The sequence below is a fragment of the Halanaerobium sp. DL-01 genome (assembly GCF_003338615.1).
Taxonomy (GTDB): domain Bacteria; phylum Bacillota; class Halanaerobiia; order Halanaerobiales; family Halanaerobiaceae; genus QPJE01.
In genome coordinates this window covers 1-22,163 of the sequence record NZ_QPJN01000031.1, presented here as the reverse complement: position 1 = coordinate 22,163, position 22,163 = coordinate 1, and the positions used below count along the sequence as shown (strand labels likewise).

The following is a 22,163-nucleotide window of genomic DNA, read 5'->3' as shown; positions in this document are numbered from 1 at the left end:
AATCATAACAAAAATATTATAATTCTGCAAAAAATAAAAAAACTAACCTTAATATAGCGGTTAGCAAAAGTCATCCACTGTGCCGTATGATCATTTAATTTTGATCCCTGTCTGCCAAGTGGGTGCCCTCCTACCTGGTTTATATGTCCTCTCAATTAAGAAGGCCTATACGCCGCAGGTAGAGACCAGGCTCCCTGTGTATTGATGTTGGTCAAAATTTCTTTTGATCATTACGCACACAGCAGATGAATATATTTACTTTAATAATATATTAACACAAATTATAATGCCCTGCAAGCCTTATCAAAAAAAGAGTTTCCCAATTTCTAACTCTAAAAATAATTTTCAGGAAACTCTATTTATAGAAGAGATTAGAATTTAAAGTTTTATAGAAATACCAAGTTCTTCTAATTGCTCTTTAGCTACTTTTGAAGGAGCATCTGTTAAAGGAGATGTAGCTCGCTGTGTTTTTGGAAAAGCAATTACATCTCTAATAGAATCTGTCCTGGAAGTAATCATCATCAGTCGGTCCAGCCCAAAAGCAATACCGCCATGTGGCGGTGTTCCATATTCAAAAGCTCTCAGCAGAAAACCGAATTTTTCCTCCTGTTCCTCTTGATCCATAGATAAAATAGAAAATACTTTTTCCTGCAGTGAACGATTATTGATTCTTATACTTCCACCACCAAGTTCTTCTCCATTTAATACTAAATCATAAGCATCAGCACGCACAGAAGAAGGCTTTTCATCAAGTTTATCAATATCCTCTTCAATAGGAGCAGTAAAAGGATGATGTTTTGCTACATAACGTTTTCTATCCTCATCATATTCAAAAAGAGGAAAATCAACTATCCAGACAAATTCATAAACTTCTTCTGGAATAAGATCATAATCACGAGCAATTTTCAATCTTAAGTTTCCAAGTGCTGAAGCCACTACATCTTTTTCATCAGCTACAAAAAGCAAAAGATCGCCTGTTTCAGCATCCATTTTTTCTATAACAGAATCAATTTCCGTTTGAGAGAGAAACTTAGTGATAGGAGATTTTATCTCTTCTTCGCGCAGTGCAATCCATGCAAGTCCTTTTGCATTAAAAAGTTTTACATATTCTTCAAATCCATCAATTACACTTCTCGCTGAGTCTGAACCTCCTTTAAAGTTAATTCCTTTAACCTGTCCACCTTTTTGTACTGTTCCACTAAAAATTTTAAAATCACTTTCAGATACTATATCAGATATATCTTTCAGCTCCATAGAAAATCTTAAATCTGGTTTATCAGAACCAAATCTATCCATAGCTTCCTGATAGGATAATACTCTAATTTCTTTAGGAATATCTATATCTGCTTCTGAAAATACTCTGCGCATTAATCCTTCAGTAATTTCAAAAACATCTTCTTTTGTTACAAAAGACATTTCCAGGTCTATCTGTGTAAACTCTGGCTGTCTGTTTGCCCTTAAATCCTCATCTCGAAAACATCTTGCAATCTGAAAATATTTTTCAATTCCTGAAACCATCAGCAGCTGTTTAAATATTTGAGGAGACTGAGGTAGTGCAAAAAAGTGGCCTTTATTTATCCTACTTGGAACAAGATAATCTCTTGCTCCTTCAGGAGTGCTTTTGGTTAAAATGGGAGTTTCAATTTCCCAAAAACCGTTATCATCTAGAAAATCTCTGGTTGTTTTCATTATTCTATGCCTCATCTTCATAATGTTTTTCATTTTTGGTCTGCGGAGATCAAGATAACGATATTTCAATCTCAAATCTTCTCCAACTTCCAGATAGTCTTCAATCTGAATTGGAGGAGTTTGAGCTTTATCCAAAATTCGTAATTCCTCACATTTTATTTCGATTTCACCTGTTGGAATATCAGGATTTACATTTCCTTCTGGTCTTTTTTTTACTTCACCTTTTAGGGCCACAACATATTCTGACCTCAACTTATCCGCTCTAATAAAGGACTCATCATTAAGACCAGGATTAAAAACCGCCTGTACGATACCGGAGCGATCTCTAATATCAGCAAAAATAACACCACCATGATCTCTTCTTTTTTGAACCCAGCCCATAACTATTACTTTATCACCAATATTTCTGCTGCTAATATTTCCACAGCTGTGTGTTCTTTTAAAACCTTTTATTGTGTCGCTCATACTACTTCCTCCCCATATACTAGCTGCTTCATTTCGTTGATTAGGCTGCTTAACTTAATTAATTTTTCATTACCGGTTTTCATATTTCTAATTGTTGCAGAATCATTTTCAAGCTCATCCTCACCTAAAATAATTGTGTAATCTGCATTCATTCGGTCTGCTGATTTCATCTGACTGCGCACACTTCTATCCAGATAATCCATCTCAGTTTTAAAACCTGTATTTCGCAGAAGGTCATTAAGTCTAAAAGCTTCTTTTTTTGCATTTTCCCCAATAACAGTTATGTAAAGATCAATACCTTTTTCTATTGGAATTTCTATATTTTGTGCCTTAATAGAAAGAAGCAGTCTTTCAATCCCCAGGGCAAATCCAATTCCAGGTATTTTTTTACCGCCAATCTCTTCGGCAAGTCCATTATATCTTCCACCGCCAAAAACTGTATCCTGAGCACCAAGGTGGCTGTCTTTTATTTCAAAAGCAGTATTTGTATAATAATCAAGTCCGCGCACAAGTTTAGGATTAATATAATAATTTATTTTTAAAATATCAAGATATGCCTGTACACTGGAAAAATGTCCATAACATTCCCTGCACAAATGATCGACAATTTTTGGAGCATCATCTATAACAGACTGACATCTTTCATTTTTACAGTCAAGTACCCGCAGTGGATTTCTGTCTATTCGTGCTTTACAGTCATTACAGAGAAGTTCTCTATTATTTATTAGATAATCCTTTAAAATCTCTATATATTTAGGACGGCAGTATTTACAACCAACACTGTTAAGATGCAGGGACAAATCCTCCAGACCAAAGTTTGATAAAAATCTCATTCCTAAAGATATAATTTCCGCATCCAAAGCAGGGTCATTTGAACCAATTGCTTCTACACCCAGCTGGTGAAATTGTCTGAATCTGCCTGACTGCGGTCGTTCATATCTGAACATTGGCCCAATATAATAATATTTTGTCGGCTGTGCCTGTCCATAAATTTTATTCTCTAAAAAAGATCGAATTACCGAAGCGGTTCCTTCAGGACGAAGAGTTAAGCTGCGCCCGCCCTTATCTTCAAATGTATACATTTCCTTTTCAACTATATCTGTAACTTCACCAATACCCCTCTGAAATAGTTCAGTATATTCAAATATAGGTGTTCTAATTTCATCATAATTGTAATTAGCAAACACTTCTCTTGCAACCTTTTCGATATACTGCCATTTTAAAGAAGCAGGGGGCAAAATATCTTTTGTCCCTCGCGGTGCATTAAACTGCATTAAAAATCACCTCTATTATCAATATTTTAATTTAATAACTCAATTAGTTATTATCAGATTCAACCTCTGTGCTTTCTGTAGAATCATTTGTAGTCTTATCTTCCGGCAAATTTTCATTTGGCAGCTGTTCATCATTCCCACTGCTCTGATTTTCTGCTGCTTTATTTTCCTGCTCCATCTGCTGATTTAAGTCCTGTATTATCTGCATTTCCTGCTTTGCTTCTTTTTCTGCACCTAAACTATTAAACTGCATAAACAGCTGATAGTGAGCCATAAAATCACTGCCTGCTAGTTCAGAAGCTTTTTTAAGCTGTGCAACTGCAGCATCATTTTTGCCCTGCTGTCTATAAAAGTTAGCCAGATTCATGTGCAGATCAAAGTTATCCGGATATTCTTCCAGTGCAGTATTGTAAGTTTTTTCTGCTTTATCTTTATTTCCGGCTCCACTATATGATGCAGCTAAATACTGATAAAATACAGGGCTCGGATTTTCTTCTATCAGAGAACTGAATTTTTCTACAGCTGCAGCATAATTACCGTTATTTAGTTCCTGATAGGCATTTAAAACTGGATCATGAATAATAATTTCCGATTCTGCTTTTAAATTTTTCAACCAGCTGCTAAATGCAGCATTTTGTTTTTCTCTTAAAATTTCTTTTTCTAGTTCGTCTTTAACATCTTCATATTTTGGTCTCTCATTTTCCTGTCCTGCTGGCTGATTTGATTCCTCTTTTGACTGCTGATCAGCAGTATCTAAATCTTCATTTTGTCCTTCATTATCTTCTGTATCCTTTTTGGGATATTTTTCATTATACCTTTCTTCAATTTCTTCTTTGGAAACAGACACACTGCTGTAACTTTTATCTATTGTCTGCTGAATCTTTTTAGTGGTCTGTAAATTAAGCCTAATATCATCTTTTAGCTGAGCTGGAGAATAATTCTGCTCCTCCAGTTTCTTTTCGAATTTTTTATTTAGTTCTTCTTTTGTTAATTTTTCTTCTGATTCTATATTTTGAGAAACAATTTGATTATATACTTCTTCTACCTCTTTATCATCAACTACTGGAGATATATTCAATTCTTCTGCCTGCTGCATAATTAATTCTCTTTCGATTAAAGAATTTAAAACATTATATTTAAACGAAATAATTTGGGCATTGCTCAAATTTTGCTTAGGTGCCTGCCTCTGGAGCATTCTCATAAATTCCTGCTGTGTTATTTCTGAACCATTAACCTCAGCTATAACACCAGGAGAACCTGTTGAACTAGAACCAGTATTATTGTTGCTTAAATATGCGCCATATCCCATAAATCCACCGGTTATTACAAAAGCAACTACAACAAAATAAACTATTATTCTACTATTTTTGCGTAAAGTATCAAACAAGCTCTACACTCCCCTCTCTAAATCAATTAGATAATTTAATTCTTTTTAATTTTAACTTATTACTAATTCTATGTCAAACTGCTGTATATTGAAGGCCAAATATTTGTTTTAAAACTTTTAAGTTTTAAAGAATTTCCATGACCGGGATAAACAACTGTATCATCTGGTAAGGTAAGCAACTTATTTTCAATTGAATTTTTTAATGCTTGTTGATTAGCTCCCGGAAGATCAGTACGACCAATTCCATTACTAAATATAGTATCTCCACTAAACAAAATCTTTTCTTCAGAACAGTAAAAAGACATACTTCCTGCTGTATGGCCGGGTGTATGCAGAACTTTAAATTTAAATTTATCAAATGTTAGTATGTCCCCATCTGCAATAAATTTATCAGCTGGTGGGCTTGTTATCTTCCTGGAACTGTAAAAATAGCCCGACATATTTTTGGCAGGATCTGTAAGAAGTTCATTATCTTTTTTATGAATTATTATTTCTGCCGCAGTTTTTTGTTTTAAAAACTCATTTGCACCTATATGGTCAAAATGACCGTGTGTATTAATAATAAATTTAAGATGCAAACTTTTTTTATTTAAAAAAGCAAGTACTTTTTTACCATCATCACCAGGATCAATAATATATGCATTATCATGAGAATCAGATATAATATAAGATTTTGTAAACATTGTTCCTAAAGCCATTGTTTTTATCTTCATTTTTAATTCACCTATTTAGAATGTTTTTTTACTATCAATAAGAAGTGTAACAGGTCCATCATTAATTAAAACCACATCCATCATTGCCTGAAATACACCAGTTTCAACTTTAAGATCTGTACTATTTTTAATCTCATAAACAAAATAGTTATAGAGAATTTCAGCAGCATCAGGTGGAGCAGCATCAAAAAAACTGGGCCTCCTACCCTTTCTGCAGTCCCCAAATAAAGTAAATTGAGAAACAATCAGTATATCTTTTTGTAAATCTACTGCAGATAGATTCAACTGTCCATCTTTATCATTGAAAATTCTTAAATTCACAATTTTATTAACCAAATAATCAGCATCAGACTGATCATCATCATTCCCCACACCTAAAAATATTAATAAACCGGGGCCAATTTCCCCGGTGATTTCTTTATCTGCTTCAACAGAAGCAGATTTAACTCTCTGTACTACTGCACGCAATTTTTTATCACTCCCATTACCTTGGTTTAGATCTATTAACATTAAGAACACCAGAAATTGATTCTATTTTTTTCATTATATCGTGCATATGCTCTATACTGCTTAATTCTAAAGATAAATTAACTACTGCACGATTGTCACTTTTACTTGTTCTTGCCATTACTGACAGAAGATTTAACTTTTCTTTTTTTATAAGTGTTGTTATATCATTTAACAGAGCATTTTTATTTACAGCATCAATTCTCAAGTCAACCTGATAGGATTCTGTTCGCCCTCTATCCCAGTTGACCTCAATAATTCGTTCAGGTTCACTTTTCTTTAACCTCTGCAAATTGCGGCAGTCTGTGCGGTGAACAGATACACCCCTTCCTCTGGTAATATAACCAGTAATATCATCACCAGGTACAGGATTACAGCATTTAGCCATTCTTACCAACATATTTTCCATGCCGCGAACAGAAACACCTTTATCAACAGATGATTTGCTTTTAACCTTAGGTGTAATCTTCTTGTCAATATCCTTTTCTGGTTCATACTCATCTAATTTTGTTATAATTTGTTTGGGACTTAAATTACTATAACCAATTTCTTCAAATAGATCATCTACTTCTTTACGTCCCATATCTTTGGCAATACGTTTTAATTCTTTTTCTTTTTTCTTTTCCTTTAAACTAATATTATGCTTTTTTAGTTCTTTTTCAAAAGAATCTCTTCCTTTTTGTATAACTTCATCTCTTCGCTGTTTTTTAAACCACTGCTTTATCTTGCTTCTGGCTTTTGAAGTCTGTACAAAATTAAGCCAGTCTCTACTCGGACCATTACTTTTTTTAGAGGTCAAAACTTCTACAATATCCCCATTGTTTAGTTTATACTCGAGTGGAACTATTTTACCATTAACTTTAGCTCCTACACATTTATGGCCAACCTCTGTGTGAATATGGTAGGCAAAATCTACCGGTGAACCACCTTTAGGTAGTGATACTACATCTCCCTTAGGAGTAAATACAAACACTTCATCCTCAAATAAATCAATCTTTAGTGTTTCCATAAATTCCTGTGGTTCCTGAAGATCTTTCTGCCATTCTAAAAGCCTCCTCAGCCAGGATAATTTTTCTTCAAATTTTTCATCGCCAACCTTACCTTCTTTGTAACGCCAATGTGCTGCAATACCATATTCGGCAGTTTTATGCATTTCATAGGTTCTTATTTGGACTTCAAGAGGATCACCATTAGGACCAATTACTGTTGTATGCAGTGACTGATACATGTTTGATTTAGGCATAGCAATATAATCTTTAAACCTACCTGGTATTGGTTTCCATATCTCATGAATAACCCCTAAAACTTCATAACATTCTCTAACGTTTTCAACAAGTACCCTTACAGCAGTTAAATCATATATTTCATCAAACTCAACTTCTTTACGCTGCATTTTATTATATATGCTGTATAGGTGTTTAGGTCTGCCGTAAATTTCTGCCTCTATATTCTGTTTTTTTAATGTGTCTTTTAAAGTGTCTATTGCCTGCTGTATATCATTTTCTCTCTGTTTTCGATTTGCCTGCACTTTCTGAGATAATTCATAATACATATCTGGCTGAATATATCTAAAAGCAAGATCTTCAAGTTCCCATTTTATTCTGGACATACCTAGTCTGTGTGCCAAAGGTGCATATATTTCTAATGTCTCCTGCGATTTTTCTATCCTTTTCTCTTTTTTTAAATAATTCAATGTTCTCATATTATGCAGTCTGTCGGCCAACTTTATCAAAACAACTCGAATATCTTCAGCCATAGCTACAAACATTTTTCTCAAACTTTCTGCCTGCTGATCTTCCTTTGTTTTAAATTCCATTCTTGTAAGTTTGGTAACCCCATCAACAAGATGTGCAACTTCATCTCCAAATTCATCAGCAATATCATCACTACTTATTTCAGTATCTTCAACAACATCATGAAGCATTGAAGAGACAATAGAAACAACATCAAGTTCAAGATCAGCCAAAATTATTGCTACTCCAAGAGGATGATCCACAAAAGGTTCTCCGGAAACCCTATACTGCCCCTCATGAGCTGCAGCTGCATAATTATAAGCTTTTTTTATAAAATCAATATCAGGATTATCCATATAATTTTTTATTCTCTTTAAAAGATCATCCAGTTCCATTCAAATTGCCCCTTTTTCAGCATAAATGATTTAATCAATCAGCAGTGATCTAATATCATAACCTTCTAACATTTTGCGTCCCTCTAAGTTTCCTAATTCTAAAAGAAATCCACAGCCGATAACTTGTCCTCCCAACTTCTCAATCAACTCAACCGCAGCTTTGGTTGTTCCACCAGTGGCAAGCAGGTCATCTATTAATAAAATCTTATCACCCTTATCAATTGCATCTTTATGTATTTCCAGTTTATTTTTCCCATATTCAAGCTCATAGGAAATACTCAAAGTATCATAAGGAAGTTTACCTGGTCTTCTTATTGGTATAAATCCTTTATCCATTTCTAAAGCCAGGGGTGTACCTACAATAAAACCTCTGGCTTCAATTCCAACTACATAATCAAATTCTTTATTATTAAACATATCAGCCATTTTTACAATAGCTTCTTTAAATGCATTTTTATCTTTCAACAGAGGTGTAATATCTTTAAACAAAATACCTTTTTCTGGAAAGTCTGGTATGTTTCTGATTTTTTCTTTAAGATTCATCATTTTCCTCCTCAAAATTCTTTATTAAATCAATTAAATCAAAAAGATTATCTTTATAGGCGGCAGAAACAAAATCATCAAATTTTTCCATTTGCCTTGATAATTTATTATAACGTATTGAATTTGATAAGTCCAATTTGTTTTTGCCAGGATCAGTAAAAAAAACAGTACTGTTATTAATTTTAATTAACCCAATTTGCTTCAAAATTTTAATATTATTTTCAAAAATATCTGCTGACTTTTTACTGATATTGTTTTTATTTATATAACTATTTTTTATGGAATTTAAATCCTCATTTTTATACTGCTCTTTTTTTAAAAAAATGTAAAATTCAGATATATTGTTTCTATCAGGACAATTTATACTAATTAGCCTTTTGTTTAAAGCTATATCCTTTTTTGAAAACATAAAAACAACTTCTAATTTTTCATCTTTAGAAGTGAAAGAGTGCAATATTTCAGAAAAATGTTCCAGAGAAAATGGTAAAGAAAAAAATATTAATTTATTAATAAAGTTTTTCCGACTTATTTTTCTATTATCAGCATCTGAAAAAAAATAAATATCCTTATATTTTTCGATAAGTTTATGTTTCAATTTCTGATTATTAATATATACAGAAATATTTTCATCCTGATAAAAATCAATAAAGTTTTCCAGCAGTAATAATTTATTATTATTTTTTCTATAATCAAAGATTTTCATTCTTTTTGAATTAAATACTGCTGCAGTAAGACTGCTGTAATTTGAAATTTTAACATCAATTATTTTAAGCTGAATATTTTCTCTGCCCTGCCACCTGTTTATTTCTAGCTGACATAAAGTATCTATTCTATTGTTTTGTATTTGTTCTGCCAAATAACCCATATTAAAAGCAATAGCTGAAATTTTACTGTTAATATTAAATTTTAAATGTTTTTTTTCTTTACCAATTTTAAAACAGTTACTAACTTTTATATTTTTAATTAAAAATTTTGGTGATGGATTTGCTACACCAAAAGGTCTTAATTTATCAAGCTTTTTAACAAATTTTTTAGTTATATCATTTATGTCCAGCATCATATCAGCTTTTATTTTAGGAACAAAATCCTGCTTGTTTAGTTCTTCTTTTGTTGCAGAGATAAAATCATTTTTAAAATTTTGGAAGCTGTCCATATTAATTGTAAGACCGGCAGCACCATAATGGCCACCAAAATTTATCAGATCATCTCTACAGCTGTTTAAGGTATTAAAAAGATTTAAAGCAGGTATGCTTCTGCCAGATCCTTTACCTACCCCATCTTTGTCCACGGCTATTAAAATAACCGGCAGATTATACTCTTCTACCAATTTTGATGCTACAATTCCAACAATTCCAGAATGCCACCTCCTGTCTGCCAGTATAATAGCTCTCTCTTCACAGATATCGGAAGATTTTTCAATCTTTTGCAGAGCCTGCTGATATATTTTTTTTTCTTTTTTCTGCCTCTTTTTGTTTATATTTATTAAATATTCAGCAATTTTATCGGCTTTCTTTTGATCTTCAGTAATAAGAAGTTCAAGAGCCTTTTCAGCACTATCAATTCTGCCGGCTGCATTAAGTGGGGGGGCTATAATATAACCAATCTGACCAGCTGAAATTTCATTAATATTTAACTTCAATTTTTCTATAAGCCGGTTCAAACCGGGTATGTAATTTAACTTTATATTTTTTAATCCATGTTTTACTAAAATCCTATTTTCATTAGTTAATTTAGCTATATCAGCAACTGTCCCCAGAGCTGCCAAAGGAATCAATCCAGTAAGTATTTCTTTCATACTGCAGCCTTCATTAATTTCCAGAGCCTGACATATTTTGTAGGCTACACCCACTCCAGAAAGATTTCTAGCAAAGTGATTATTCTGCTCCAGAAGATGGGGGTTTATTACCGTATAGGCTAATGTATTTTCTTTTTCTGGAGTGTGATGATCTGTTATTATAACATCAATTCCAAAACTATTTGCCAATTCAATTTCTTTTACAGCATTAATTCCACAATCAACTGTAATAAGCAGGTCTATATTCTGTTTGTATATTTTTTTAAAAGCTTCTTTATTTAAACCATATCCTTCTTTCTGTCGATCAGGTAGATAATATTTTACTTTTACACCAAATCTTTTTTTTAGATAAAGATAAAAAAGAGCTGTTGACGTTATTCCGTCAACATCATAATCACCATATATCATTATATTTTCTTCATTTTCAACAGCCTTTTTTATTCTAATTATTGTTTTTTCCATATCTTTAAAGTCAAATGGATCAGATAAATAATCCAGATCTGATTCCAGAAATATCTGTTTTTCTTCTGCTGTTTTCAATCCTCTAATTTCCAGGATATCATTAAGAATATTATCTGAATTATTTGTGGTCCAGTCAGTCAATTCCCAGAATTTATTCATACATAATCACCAATCAATTTATATTATCATCATCTTCATTATTTTTGGATAAGCTGTTTTTCTCTACTATATTACTGGTTTTCTGATCTTCAAGATAAGAAAACTGTGCTTTTAATTCACTATATTTTTTCTGAAGCTGTCTAATTTCTCGTTTTAATTTAATTTGTTTTAAAGAACTAAAAAGTCCCATAATTAATGCACCAACAGCCATAGAACCAAGCACTACTACTACAAGTGACGTCTGAAAAGAATAGTTAAAAAAAGATAAAGTAACCGACACAGCATTCTGCATGGCAAAAATAGCTATTAAAAGCGCAAAAACTAATGCAATTATTAAATTTCTCTGCACGCCTCCACCTCCTTAATATTTTCCGGATTTAAAAATAGAAATAACAAGCCAAAAGCCAAGCACCCCGGCCATTATATAACCTATAAATCCAAACAGTGGAATATTAAAAATTTTAGGATCCATATTAGTCTGTATAAGCATAGTTGATCCTATAATTAATGCTGAAATTATTAAACTTACCGATAAGCGATTTGTCACTACATCCAGCTTATAGATGAAATTTTCTAAATTGCTGTGCTTAAAATTAATAGTGAAATCATCCTGCACAAGTTTTTCCAGCAGCTCTTTTAACTGTGTTTTTGTTTCATAATTTTTCTTTCCAAACTTCCACAAACCTGAGTTAATTCGTTTTTTGATATTTTTAGGATTAAAACGATCTTTCAATATTTCTTCAATAAACTCTCTTCCTACATCCACCACATTAAAATCAGGATCAAGGTTTAAACCAACACCCTCGCTGACACCAATTGCCCGAAATAGAAGAAAAAATTCCTGAGGCATTCTAATTTTATGTTCAAATATAAAATGCTGTACATCTTCAAAAACAACTTGAAATTCTATATCAGTTAAATCACTTCCATAATATCTGTCCAGCAATTTTGTCATGTCCAATTTAAAGCGCCGCCTGTTTAAATCATCAGGTGCCTCACCTAAAATCAATATTATGTCTGTTAAAACATTGATTTTTTTATTTATCAGAGCATAAAATAGCAGGGCGAGCATATCCTTATCTTCTTCAGTAATCCGCCCTACCATTCCAAAATCTACATATGCCAGCACCTTATCATCCACTACAAAAATATTACCGGGATGAGGATCGGCATGAAAAAAACCATTAATAAGTACCTGCCGCATAAGGGCTTTTGCTCCTAAAACAGCCAAAAATTTATTGTTGGGATGATCCGAATCAATATTACCAAGTTTTTCTCCAATAATTTCTTCCATAACCAAAACATTTGCAGTTGATAATTCCGAATAAACCTCTGGAGCTTTTATATTTGGATTATCTTTAAAATCACTGGTAAACCTAAATATATTGGCCATTTCACTTTTGAAATTTAATTCATCCCGTATTGCCCTTTTGAATTCCGAAATAATTTCAACCGGTCTTATAAATCCGGTAAAAAGATCTCGTTCCTGAGCTATTTCAGCCAAATTTTCCATTATTTCTATATCAATATGTATGTTCTTTTCAATATTAGGTCTTTTAACTTTCATAATTGCCCTGCTGCCATCTTTTAATATTAGCCGGTGTGTTTGTGCAATTGAAGCTGCTGCTGTAGGTTCTTCATCTATTTCTGTAATATTACTATCATATTTATCACCAAGCTCTTTTTTTAAAAATTCTTCTATCAGTTCAAAAGGTTCTGCTGGAACTCTGTCCTGCAGTTTCTGCAATTCTTTGATAAAAATTGGAGGCAGTATATCAGCACGGGTACTTAAAAGCTGTCCCAATTTTATATAGGCAGGGCCAAGCTCCTGCAGCACTTCCCTAGTTCTAACTGCAAGCATTTTCCCACTTGGTCTTTCTTCTTTAGAAATTCTTTTGCGAAAGGGCAGATATTTTTCTAAATCTAATTGTGATATTATAAACCCCAGTCCATTTTTCAATAGTATCTGTGCAATTTCACTATATCTCTGAAAATGTCTGTAGTGTCTTGGAATATTAAAATTCATAAAAAGATCACAGCCTTTTTAAAAGTTAGAAACCCCCTCATGCAGGAAATATCATAAAGGGGGTAAAGTACTATTTTTATCTTTTCTGCACCTTTTTCTGCCAGGTAACAAGCAGAGGACTTGCTACAAAAATAGAAGAATATGTTCCAGCAAACATTCCAACAAATAAAGCAAGCATAAATGTTCTAATAGATGTCCCTCCAAAAAAATAAATAGCAAGTATTGTAATCAGTGTTGTTAAAGAAGTATTAATAGATCTTGGTAGGGTATCTACAACAGCTTTATTAGCAAGTTCTATAAATGGTGTTCTGTGCATTAATTTCATGTTTTCTCGTATTCTATCGAAAATGACTATTGTATCATTAATAGAATAACCAATAATTGTCAAAAGTGCCGCAACAAAAGGTGTATTTACCTCTTTACCGATAATAGCAAAAATACCCAGAGTTATTAAAATATCATGCATTAATGTTATGATAGAAACTGCAGCAAATCTAAATTCAAATCGGTAACTTATATAAGCGACAATTCCAATTGAAGCAACAAGCATTGCCAAAAGCGCATTTATTCTGAGTTCTTTTCCGATTAAAGGCCCCACCATTTCTGTTCTCAACATTTCTGTTGACGGAATTTCACTGTGAAGCGCTTCTTCAACTTTTATAATTTCTTCAGAACTTAATTCTTGAGCTCTTATCAGGACTCCATGTATATCTCTTTCAGTTGTCTGCTGAATTTTACTTCCAGCAGCTATATCTATTTCTTCCAGTATTGTTCGAATCTGATCAGTAGTAACAGCATGATCAAATTTGAATTCAAGCAGTGTACCACCCTGAAAATCAATTCCTAAATTTAATCCATTGATCAAAAGAAAGATTAACCCAACAGCAATAACTACAGTTGAAATACTATACCAGATTTTTCTCTTACCTAGAATATCCAATAATATTACCCCCTTCTGACTCCAAAAGCCTTGTTTTCCTGCATTAATTTACTACCTGTAAAAAAATCAATAATATTTCTTGAAATAAAGAAAGCAGTAAACATGCTTACTAAAACACCTATACCTAATGTTACAGCAAAACCTCTTACTGTTCCACTAGTAAAGTAGGCCAGAATCAGGGCAGTCATTATTGTAGTTATATTCGCATCAATTATAGTTGTATAAGCTCGTTTAAATCCTGCATCGATTGAAGCTCTAAGTGTTTTTCCACTTTTAAGTTCATCCTTAATTCTTTCAAATATAATTATATTTGCATCTACAGCCATACCAATGGATAATATAAGTCCGGCAATTCCCGGCAAAGTAAGCGTTGCTTGAAGTCCTGCCATAGTACCCATAAGTAAAAGTCCATAAATTATCAGAATAACTGCTGCTAAAATTCCCGGAAATCTGTAATAAAAAATCATATATATTCCCACCAACATCAATCCAATAAGTCCAGCAGTAATACTTTTTTGTATTGAAATTTTACCCAGTGTAGGACCAACTGTCCTTGTTTCTATAATTTCAACAGGAACAGGTAGTGCACCTTCACGAATTAAAATAGCATCTTTTTCGGCTGCTTCCACGCTTTCATATCCTGTTATCTGTCCTTTTTCCCGAATAACAGATTGTACAACAGGATTTGTAAGCTGTTCATCATCAAGATAAATTCCAATTTTTCTTCCCATATATTCACTTGTAATTTCAGCAAATTTTGCTGCTCCCTCTGAAGTTAAAGTAAATGATACAACTGGACGTCCATACTGATCATAATCTGCTCTGGCATCTTTAACCACTTCTCCAGTCATTAATATATCACCGGCAGTATTTCTGAATGTAAGCATCGCAGTTCTACCAATAGTATTAATTGCCTCATTTGGATTATCAATAGCTGGCAGTTCAACTATTATTCTGTCCGATCCTTCACGCTGAATAACCGGCTCTGTCAGACCAAGCTGATTTATCCTTCTTTCTATTACACTCTGTATACCTGCCATTACAGTATTATCAATGGGCCTCTCTTCAGTTGGTTTGGCCTGTAAAACAATATGTGCCCCACCTCTTAAATCAAGCCCCAAATTAATTCCATAAAAGGAATAAAGAAAATATGCAAATGCTATTATGGCAACTATTATAATTAGCTTTATTGTTCTTTTCTGCTTATATCTCATTAAAAAAGTTTCCTCCTAACAGTAAATTATTAATAATGGCCGATTTAAGAAGATAACTGATAATCATAATGATCAATTAATCTCATAGAATTAAGAGGCCAGTAAACCCAGAAAGCCTTTCCTGATATGGAATCATAATCAACAAACCCAACAATACCTGGAAATCTGCTGTCAGCACTGTGATTACGATTATCACCCAGAACAAACACACTTTCAGATGGAATTTGATAGGGCCCAAAATCTCCTATCATTTTTTCGGGCAAATATGTTTCTTCAATGGCTTCACCATTAACATAAGTAACACCGTCTCTAATATAGACGGTATCACCTGGAAGTCCAATTACCCTTTTAATATATTTTTTATCCGGAGCCCCCTGAGGAGTAAAAACTATTATATCTCCTCTTTCGGGTGGATGAAATCTATAAATAAATTTATTAACAAATAATCTTTCTCCATCATGAAGTGTATTGGCCATAGAACTTCCATCAACTACAAATGACTGGGCAACAAATGTAATTATTAAAAAAGCCAATATTCCTGCAATAACAAGAGACTGCAAAAATTCTTTGATTGCATTACTCACAACTTTTCCCCCAGTATAAATTTTCTTTTTTTATTCTTCTTCGGTAGTAACTTCAGTATTATCAACAACTCGAGCAATGGCATTTTTAACAAGATCAATATCAACATTTGAAGAAACTCTGATTTTTATATTATTATCTTTTATCTTTATTACTTTACCCTTAATTCCTCCAATTGTAACCACACTGTCACCAGATTTTAAATTATCCAGCATCTGCTGATGTTCTTTTTTCTGTTTTCTCTGTGGTCTGATTAAGAAAAACCAAAATATTCCAAAGATTAGCACCCATGGTAATATTGCATATACATAGTCCATTTTTATCCTCCTAATTAATTTTTTTCTCACATTATTAATTTTTTCTCTCATTACTAATTCAACAATTAAAATAATATTCCTGCTAAATTTTTAATTTAATTTTTACAATATATATTTATTTATTAATATTATATTGTTTATAAAAATCATCTCTAAACTGAATAAAATTATCTCTGTCAACAGCTTCTCTTATTTTTTTGGCGAGGTTCAACATAAAATACAGATTATGATATGTAGTTAACCTCACTCCGAGTATTTCATTTCTTTTTAAAAGATGTCTTATATATGCACGGCTGTAATTTTGGCAGACATAACAGCTGCATTCACTGTCAGGTGGAGAAAAATCTTTTTTGTACGCTGCATTACGTACCGTTAATCTCCCTTCAGAAGTGAAAATCTGCCCATGTCTTGCAATTCGAGTCGGCATAACACAGTCAAACATATCTATTCCATAATAAACTCCTTCAATAAAATCTTCCGGTGTTCCTACTCCCATTAAATACCGTGGTTTATTATCAGGCATTAATAGGGTTGTGTATGACAGTACATCATACATAATATCTTTTGGTTCTCCAACACTTAATCCCCCTAAAGAATAGCCGGGAAAATCAAGTTCAAGCATTTTTTCAACACTTTTTTGTCTTAAATCTTTGTAAACTCCACCCTGTATAATACCAAAAAGTATCTGACTGCTGTTCTGCATCTCTTTCTTACACCTTTCAGCCCATCTTACTGTTCTATCCAGTGACTGATCAACATATTTTTTTTCTGCTGGATAAGGTGGACACTCATCAAAGGCCATAACTATATCTGAACCAAGATTTTTCTGAATCTGCATTGACTTTTCTGGTGAAATAAAATGTTTTGATCCATCTAAATGAGATCTGAAATAAACTCCTTCCTCTTTTATTTCCCTGAGATCTGACAGACTAAATACCTGAAATCCACCACTATCAGTCAGTATTGGTCGATCCCAGTTCATAAATTTATGCAGTCCTCCTGCTTTTTTAATAAGTTCATCTCCCGGACGCAAATAAAGATGATAGGTGTTTGCAAGTATAATTTGTGATTCAATTTCTTTTAATTCACGTGGAGACATGGCTTTTACTGTAGCCTGAGTACCAACAGGCATAAAAATAGGAGTTTCTATATCTCCATGACTGGTCGTTATTCTACCTCGCCTGGCAGCACTATTGGCTGATTTTTTTAGTAATTTAAAATTAAACAACAATTACTTCCCTCCCTGATTTTTTATAAACATCGCATCTCCCAGGCTAAAAAACCTGTATTTATTTTGCACTGCTCTTTGGTAAGCTTTTAAAATAAATTCTCTTCCTGCAAATGCGGATACAAGCATCAACAGAGTAGATTTTGGAAGATGAAAATTAGTTATCAAAGCATCTACAACTTTAAATTTATAGCCAGGATAAATAAAAATATCTGTCCAGCCTTTAAAAGCCTTCAGCTTACCACCTTCAGCAGCAGATTCCAGAGTCCTAGTCACAGTTGTCCCTACTGAAACAACTTTATTCCCTGATTTTTTAACTTTTCTTATTAAATCAACAGTCTCAGCAGAAATTTCTGCATATTCGGAATGCATTTTGTGATCTTCAATATTTTCTTTTCTGACCGGTCTGAAAGTACCCAGGCCTACATGTAGTGTTATAAAATCCAGATAAACTCCTTTATACCTAATTTTATCCAATAATTCATCTGTAAAATGAAGTCCGGCAGTAGGTGCTGCAGCTGATCCTTTTTTTTGGCTGTAAACTGTCTGATATCTTTCTGGATCTGAAAGTTTATTTTTTATATATGGAGGTAGAGGTATTTCTCCCAATTCTCTTATTATTTCTTCAAAATCACCTTTATCCCAGGAAAATTCTAAAATTCTTCCTCCAAATTCAGTGTATTCCATAACTTCAGCTTTTAAAATACCTCCAAAATCTATTTTTACTCCCTTTTTAGCTCTTCTGCCTGGTTTTACCAGAACCTCCCATCTTCCTTCAGAAAGTTCATTTAAAAGAAGTATCTCAATTTCAGTACCTGTTGGTATTTTTTCTCCATAAAGCCGAGCCGGAATTACCCGACTGTCATTCATTATCACTAAATCGCCTGGGTTCAAATATTCAGTAATATTTCTAAAAACATCTTCTTTAATTTCTTTTTTTTCTGCATCTAATACCATAAGTTTGGACATATCTCTTTCCGGAAGAGGTTTTTGTGCTATTAGTTCTTCCGGTAGTTCATAATCAAATTCATCAACCTTCATATCTCAACCTCCAAAACTATTCTCTAAATAGATCAAATGTAATTTTTTGTTCACCTTTTTTGATACCCAGATGCTCATATGCCTTTAAAGTTGCTACTCTACCACGGGGAGTCCTATCTATAAAACCAAGCTGCAGTAAATATGGTTCATAAACATCTTCAATTGTTTCTGTTTCTTCACTTATTGAAGCAGCCAGTGTATTCAGTCCAACCGGACCACCGCTGAATTTAACAATTATTGTTTTTAACAGCTTATGGTCAATTCGATCAAGACCAAGCTGATCAATTTCGAGAAGTTTTAGTGCCCCATTAACAGCATCAACATCAATCACTCCATCTGCTTTTACCTGTGCATAATCTCTTACTCTTTTAAGAAGTCTGTTCCCAATTCTTGGTGTACCTCTTGATCTTTTAGCTATTTCTAAAGCACCAGCTTCAACAATTTCCAGCTGGAGAATATCTGCTGATCTTAATATAATCTCCCTCAATTCCTGATGTGAATAAAATTCCAGTCTATTAATAACTCCAAACCTATCCCTAAGTGGGGAGCTGAGTAAACCGGCTTTTGTAGTTGCACCAACCAGTGTAAATGGAGCCAGATCCAGCCTGACCGATCTTGCACTGGGTCCTTTCCCAATAATAATATCAAGACAATAATCTTCCATTGCTGGATAAAGTATTTCTTCCACCATTTTATTAAGCCTGTGAATTTCGTCAATAAATAGCACATCATGTGGCTGTAAATTTGTTAAAATCGAAGCAAGATCACCTGGTCGTTCAATGGCTGGCCCGGATGTTCTGTGTATATTAACATTAAGCTCATTTGCAATAATATTGGCAAGAGTTGTTTTCCCCAGCCCAGGCGGCCCATAAAGCATAACATGATCCAGTGCTTCTTCTCTTTCTCTGGCTGCTTTTATAAATATTTTTAATTTTTCTTTACATTTCTTTTGACCTACATATTCTGTAAGAGTTTCCGGCCTCAATCCTCTATCAAGACCGTGATCATCACTTTTCTTTTTGGGAGAAACTATTCTTCTTTCACTATTATCCATAGTTATCTCTCCTTACCCAAATAACTCAAAACCCGTCTTATTTTCTCTGAAACTGATGTGTCCTTATTAAAATTCATCTCCTGAAGTGCTTTTGCTATTTCCTTTTCATTATAACCTAAAGATAAAAGTGCATCTATAATATCATCTCGATCTTCAGCAGAATGTTCCGAGTATTTCTGAACAGTATTTAAACCGGCTGCAAATTCTTCTAATTTACTCTGCAGCTCCAAAATTAATCTTTGAGCTGTTTTAGGGCCAATTCCAGAAATTTCTTTTAAAATAGCCTGATTTTCCTGAAGAATAGCAGATATAAATCTATCTGTCGGCATAGAATTTATTATATTCAATGCTGCTCTAGGACCAATTCCATTTACATTAATTAAAATTTCAAAAAGTTCTTTATCACTTTTTTTAGGAAAACCAAATAATTTAAGAGCATCTTCTCTTACATATGTATATATAAAAATTTCAATTTTTTCTCCCAGAGAAGGCAGTTTTGTAAATCCTGCCAGTTCTATTTCAAATCCTATCCCATTTATTTTCAAAATAACTGTTTCCATTTCAAGATGAATAATTTCTCCTCTTAAATACCCAATCATAAGCTTTCACTCCACCTTGATTTTGCACTATAAACATGACCGTGGCAGACTGCAATTGCGAGTGCATCAGCAGCATCATCCGGACGAGGTATTTCCGAAAGATTTAAAAGATTTTTTACCATTTGCTGAACCTGATTTTTATCAGCTCTACCATAACCAACAACAGCCTGTTTAATCTGCAGAGGGGTATATTCTGCAACAGGTATATTGGATTCTGCTCCAGCAAGAAGTATTACTCCCCTTGCCTGCCCAACAATTATTGCAGTTTTAACATTTTTATTAAAAAAAAGTTCTTCAACTGCCATTTGATCTGGTTTATATTCATCAATTAACTCTGTCAAATTTCTATATATAATCTTTAATCTTTCAACATCCGTTTTATCAGATGAAGTTTTAATAACACCATATTCTAATACATCAAATCTATTTCCCTCTTTTGCTACAATAGAAAATCCTATTGTAGCAAGTCCAGGATCAACACCTAAAATTAACAAAAAATCACCTGCCATTCTCGGATACAAACTAATGTTTGAATTTATTATAGCACAAATATTAAGAGGGTACAATGGAGTTTATATCTTCAAAAAAATAAAGACACTGATATCAGTGCCTTCTGAAAAGTTTTCACTTAATCTTCTTCGGCTTCAATTTCTGCCATTATATCATCTGGGATATCAAAGTTTGAATATACTTCCTGAATATCATCATGATCCTCTAACTGATCCATCAACCTCAGCATCTTCTTTGCTTCAGCTTTGTCAAGCTCAACTTCATTATCAGGTATCATAACCAGGTCAGCAGATTCAAACTCATATCCTGCTTCTTCCAGAGCTTTTCTTGCAGATTCATAATTGGAAGGAGCAGTATATATTATTGCCCTTTCTTCTCCATATTCTAAATCTTCAGCTCCTGCTTCAAGGGCTTCTAATAATAAATCATCTTCTTCAACATCGTAGCTTTTTAAATCAATAACAAGCTCACCTTTTCGCTGAAACATCCAGGCTACACAACCGTTTGATCCTAAATTACCACCATTTTTATCTAGAATATGTCGCACTTCCGAAGCAGTTCTGTTCCTATTATCTGTCATTATATCAAGATACAGAGCTACTCCACCAGGTCCATAACCTTCGTAGACAAAAGATTCGTAGTTCATTCCTTCTAGGTTTCCAGTACCCCTCTTGATAGCACGTTCGATATTTTCGTTGGGCATATTATTATCTTTAGCCTTCTGAATGGCCATACGAAGATCAGAATTCATTTCTGGATCTCCGCCACCTTCTCTAGCTGCTACTGCAATTTTTTTGCTTAATTTGGAAAAAAGTTTTCCCCTTCTTTTATCTTCTTTTTTCTTTTTATGTTTAATATTGGCCCATTTAGAGTGTCCAGCCATAATATACCTCCTTAGTTAATTGTACAATTAATTCTAACATATTTAGTCGTTTTTTTCAATTTTCGCATAATCAAGAATATCTATTAAATCCTGCAGAAAATCATATATCAATTCAAGTTCTCTTTCATTTCTATTAACAAGAAGCTCATTAATATCTTTAATTTTAATGCTTTCAGTTACAGTCAAATTTTCATTTTCTCTAACCAGAAATTCTATTCCAATATTAAGTGCATCTGCTATCTTCTGAAGAGCTTTAAATGAAGGTATTTTTTCCCCTCTCTCAACCTGACCAATATATGTGTAATGAAGGTCAGCTTTTTCGCCGAGTTTCTCCTGAGTCAGGTTAAGATTATAACGCATCTTCTTTATTCGCTCTCCTAGTTTTTTCTCTGACATAATTTTCACCTCTAAATGTTATCATAAGGTGAAAAAATGCAGTTTTAAAGAGACTATATGTATTTATATAAATACTATAAATATTATTATATTATTTAAGTATTGAAAAATCAATTTTTAATTTTTTTTAAATATATATAAGTATTTAAATTTAACAATAGAGTAGGACCAGCCTTTCAGCTGGGACCCCTCGTCAAACTGCACGTACGGTTCTCCCGTATACAGCTTTCCGTCAGTCGTTGCCCCGTCTC

Annotated in this window: 21 protein-coding genes and 1 other RNA gene; all 22 read right to left on the bottom strand. The window is 33.2% G+C overall.

Annotation, left to right across the window (positions count from 1 at the left end; translation table 11 throughout):
• Positions 1 to 67: 67 nt before the first annotated feature.
• Positions 68 to 251: non-coding RNA, 6S RNA (gene ssrS, locus DER71_RS09870), on the bottom strand.
• Between the two features lie 127 nt (positions 252 to 378).
• Positions 379 to 2,154, bottom strand: coding sequence for an aspartate--tRNA ligase (gene aspS / locus DER71_RS09865; protein ID WP_114474605.1), 1,776 nt, complete (start codon positions 2,152 to 2,154; stop codon positions 379 to 381).
• Positions 2,151 to 3,428 carry a histidine--tRNA ligase gene (hisS, locus tag DER71_RS09860; protein ID WP_114458620.1) on the bottom strand — a complete coding sequence of 426 codons (1,278 nt, stop codon included), beginning with the start codon at positions 3,426 to 3,428 and terminating at the stop codon, positions 2,151 to 2,153. The genes aspS and hisS overlap by 4 nt, the downstream gene beginning before the upstream one ends.
• A gap of 43 nt (positions 3,429 to 3,471) precedes the next feature.
• Positions 3,472 to 4,815: a SurA N-terminal domain-containing protein gene (locus DER71_RS09855; protein ID WP_114474604.1), complete on the bottom strand. Its 1,344-nt coding sequence runs from the start codon at positions 4,813 to 4,815 to the stop codon at positions 3,472 to 3,474.
• 68 nt (positions 4,816 to 4,883) lie between these two features.
• On the bottom strand, positions 4,884 to 5,528 hold the full coding sequence (locus tag DER71_RS09850) for an MBL fold metallo-hydrolase (protein WP_114458618.1): 645 nt from the start codon (positions 5,526 to 5,528) through the stop codon (positions 4,884 to 4,886).
• Positions 5,529 to 5,543: 15 nt separating this feature from the next.
• Complete coding sequence (dtd, locus tag DER71_RS09845) at positions 5,544 to 5,996, bottom strand: D-aminoacyl-tRNA deacylase (RefSeq protein ID WP_114458630.1); 453 nt, start codon at positions 5,994 to 5,996, stop codon at positions 5,544 to 5,546.
• 16 nt (positions 5,997 to 6,012) lie between these two features.
• Positions 6,013 to 8,163, bottom strand: coding sequence for a bifunctional (p)ppGpp synthetase/guanosine-3',5'-bis(diphosphate) 3'-pyrophosphohydrolase (locus DER71_RS09840; RefSeq protein ID WP_114458617.1), 2,151 nt, complete (start codon positions 8,161 to 8,163; stop codon positions 6,013 to 6,015).
• A 30-nt stretch (positions 8,164 to 8,193) separates the two neighbouring features.
• Positions 8,194 to 8,706: an adenine phosphoribosyltransferase gene (locus tag DER71_RS09835; protein WP_114458616.1), complete on the bottom strand. Its 513-nt coding sequence runs from the start codon at positions 8,704 to 8,706 to the stop codon at positions 8,194 to 8,196.
• Positions 8,696 to 11,122, bottom strand: coding sequence for a single-stranded-DNA-specific exonuclease RecJ (gene recJ, locus DER71_RS09830; protein WP_114458615.1), 2,427 nt, complete (start codon positions 11,120 to 11,122; stop codon positions 8,696 to 8,698). The genes DER71_RS09835 and recJ overlap by 11 nt, the downstream gene beginning before the upstream one ends.
• A 13-nt stretch (positions 11,123 to 11,135) precedes the next feature.
• Positions 11,136 to 11,471, bottom strand: a complete 336-nt coding sequence (locus tag DER71_RS09825) for a lipopolysaccharide assembly LapA domain-containing protein (protein ID WP_114458614.1) — start codon at positions 11,469 to 11,471, stop codon at positions 11,136 to 11,138.
• Positions 11,472 to 11,483: 12 nt separating this feature from the next.
• A complete protein-coding gene (locus DER71_RS09820) occupies positions 11,484 to 13,148 on the bottom strand; it encodes an AarF/ABC1/UbiB kinase family protein (RefSeq protein ID WP_114458613.1) in 1,665 nt (554 codons plus the stop codon).
• A 76-nt stretch (positions 13,149 to 13,224) separates the two neighbouring features.
• Positions 13,225 to 14,088 carry a protein translocase subunit SecF gene (gene secF / locus DER71_RS09815; protein ID WP_114458612.1) on the bottom strand — a complete coding sequence of 288 codons (864 nt, stop codon included), beginning with the start codon at positions 14,086 to 14,088 and terminating at the stop codon, positions 13,225 to 13,227.
• 5 nt (positions 14,089 to 14,093) lie between these two features.
• Complete coding sequence (secD, locus tag DER71_RS09810) at positions 14,094 to 15,302, bottom strand: protein translocase subunit SecD (RefSeq protein ID WP_114474603.1); 1,209 nt, start codon at positions 15,300 to 15,302, stop codon at positions 14,094 to 14,096.
• A 44-nt stretch (positions 15,303 to 15,346) separates the two neighbouring features.
• Positions 15,347 to 15,886: a signal peptidase I gene (lepB, locus tag DER71_RS09805; protein WP_114458610.1), complete on the bottom strand. Its 540-nt coding sequence runs from the start codon at positions 15,884 to 15,886 to the stop codon at positions 15,347 to 15,349.
• Between the two features lie 30 nt (positions 15,887 to 15,916).
• Positions 15,917 to 16,201 carry a preprotein translocase subunit YajC gene (yajC, locus tag DER71_RS09800; RefSeq protein ID WP_114458609.1) on the bottom strand — a complete coding sequence of 95 codons (285 nt, stop codon included), beginning with the start codon at positions 16,199 to 16,201 and terminating at the stop codon, positions 15,917 to 15,919.
• Between the two features lie 115 nt (positions 16,202 to 16,316).
• The gene (tgt, locus tag DER71_RS09795) at positions 16,317 to 17,432 is read right to left on the bottom strand and encodes a tRNA guanosine(34) transglycosylase Tgt (protein WP_233487037.1); all 1,116 of its coding nucleotides are present in this window, start codon (positions 17,430 to 17,432) and stop codon (positions 16,317 to 16,319) included.
• Positions 17,433 to 18,470 (bottom strand): tRNA preQ1(34) S-adenosylmethionine ribosyltransferase-isomerase QueA, encoded by a 1,038-nt coding sequence (gene queA, locus DER71_RS09790; protein ID WP_114474602.1) that lies wholly within the window; start codon positions 18,468 to 18,470, stop codon positions 17,433 to 17,435.
• Positions 18,471 to 18,486: 16 nt separating this feature from the next.
• The gene (ruvB, locus tag DER71_RS09785) at positions 18,487 to 19,524 is read right to left on the bottom strand and encodes a Holliday junction branch migration DNA helicase RuvB (protein ID WP_114474601.1); all 1,038 of its coding nucleotides are present in this window, start codon (positions 19,522 to 19,524) and stop codon (positions 18,487 to 18,489) included.
• 2 nt (positions 19,525 to 19,526) lie between these two features.
• The gene (gene ruvA, locus DER71_RS09780; protein ID WP_114458606.1) at positions 19,527 to 20,123 is read right to left on the bottom strand and encodes a Holliday junction branch migration protein RuvA; all 597 of its coding nucleotides are present in this window, start codon (positions 20,121 to 20,123) and stop codon (positions 19,527 to 19,529) included.
• The gene (gene ruvC / locus DER71_RS09775) at positions 20,120 to 20,617 is read right to left on the bottom strand and encodes a crossover junction endodeoxyribonuclease RuvC (RefSeq protein WP_114458605.1); all 498 of its coding nucleotides are present in this window, start codon (positions 20,615 to 20,617) and stop codon (positions 20,120 to 20,122) included. The genes ruvA and ruvC overlap by 4 nt, the downstream gene beginning before the upstream one ends.
• Before the next feature lie 134 nt (positions 20,618 to 20,751).
• A complete protein-coding gene (locus DER71_RS09770; protein ID WP_114458604.1) occupies positions 20,752 to 21,516 on the bottom strand; it encodes a YebC/PmpR family DNA-binding transcriptional regulator in 765 nt (254 codons plus the stop codon).
• A gap of 42 nt (positions 21,517 to 21,558) precedes the next feature.
• The gene (locus tag DER71_RS09765) at positions 21,559 to 21,912 is read right to left on the bottom strand and encodes a helix-turn-helix domain-containing protein (RefSeq protein WP_114458603.1); all 354 of its coding nucleotides are present in this window, start codon (positions 21,910 to 21,912) and stop codon (positions 21,559 to 21,561) included.
• Positions 21,913 to 22,163 lie beyond the last annotated feature (251 nt).

Bases quoted from the DNA above. Each gene is read 5' to 3' on its own strand.
- aspS (WP_114474605.1), bottom strand. From the start codon at position 2,154: ATGAGCGACACAATAAAAGGTTTTAAAAGAACACACAGCTGTGGAAAT.
- hisS (WP_114458620.1), bottom strand. From the start codon at position 3,428: ATGCAGTTTAATGCACCGCGAGGGACAAAAGATATTTTGCCCCCTGCT.
- DER71_RS09850 (WP_114458618.1), bottom strand. From the start codon at position 5,528: ATGAAGATAAAAACAATGGCTTTAGGAACAATGTTTACAAAATCTTAT.
- DER71_RS09840 (WP_114458617.1), bottom strand. From the start codon at position 8,163: ATGGAACTGGATGATCTTTTAAAGAGAATAAAAAATTATATGGATAAT.
- DER71_RS09835 (WP_114458616.1), bottom strand. From the start codon at position 8,706: ATGAATCTTAAAGAAAAAATCAGAAACATACCAGACTTTCCAGAAAAA.
- recJ (WP_114458615.1), bottom strand. From the start codon at position 11,122: ATGAATAAATTCTGGGAATTGACTGACTGGACCACAAATAATTCAGAT.
- DER71_RS09820 (WP_114458613.1), bottom strand. From the start codon at position 13,148: ATGAATTTTAATATTCCAAGACACTACAGACATTTTCAGAGATATAGT.
- secD (WP_114474603.1), bottom strand. From the start codon at position 15,302: ATGAGATATAAGCAGAAAAGAACAATAAAGCTAATTATAATAGTTGCC.
- yajC (WP_114458609.1), bottom strand. From the start codon at position 16,201: ATGGACTATGTATATGCAATATTACCATGGGTGCTAATCTTTGGAATA.
- queA (WP_114474602.1), bottom strand. From the start codon at position 18,470: ATGAAGGTTGATGAATTTGATTATGAACTACCGGAAGAACTAATAGCA.
- ruvB (WP_114474601.1), bottom strand. From the start codon at position 19,524: ATGGATAATAGTGAAAGAAGAATAGTTTCTCCCAAAAAGAAAAGTGAT.
- ruvA (WP_114458606.1), bottom strand. From the start codon at position 20,123: ATGATTGGGTATTTAAGAGGAGAAATTATTCATCTTGAAATGGAAACA.
- DER71_RS09770 (WP_114458604.1), bottom strand. From the start codon at position 21,516: ATGGCTGGACACTCTAAATGGGCCAATATTAAACATAAAAAGAAAAAA.
- DER71_RS09765 (WP_114458603.1), bottom strand. From the start codon at position 21,912: ATGTCAGAGAAAAAACTAGGAGAGCGAATAAAGAAGATGCGTTATAAT.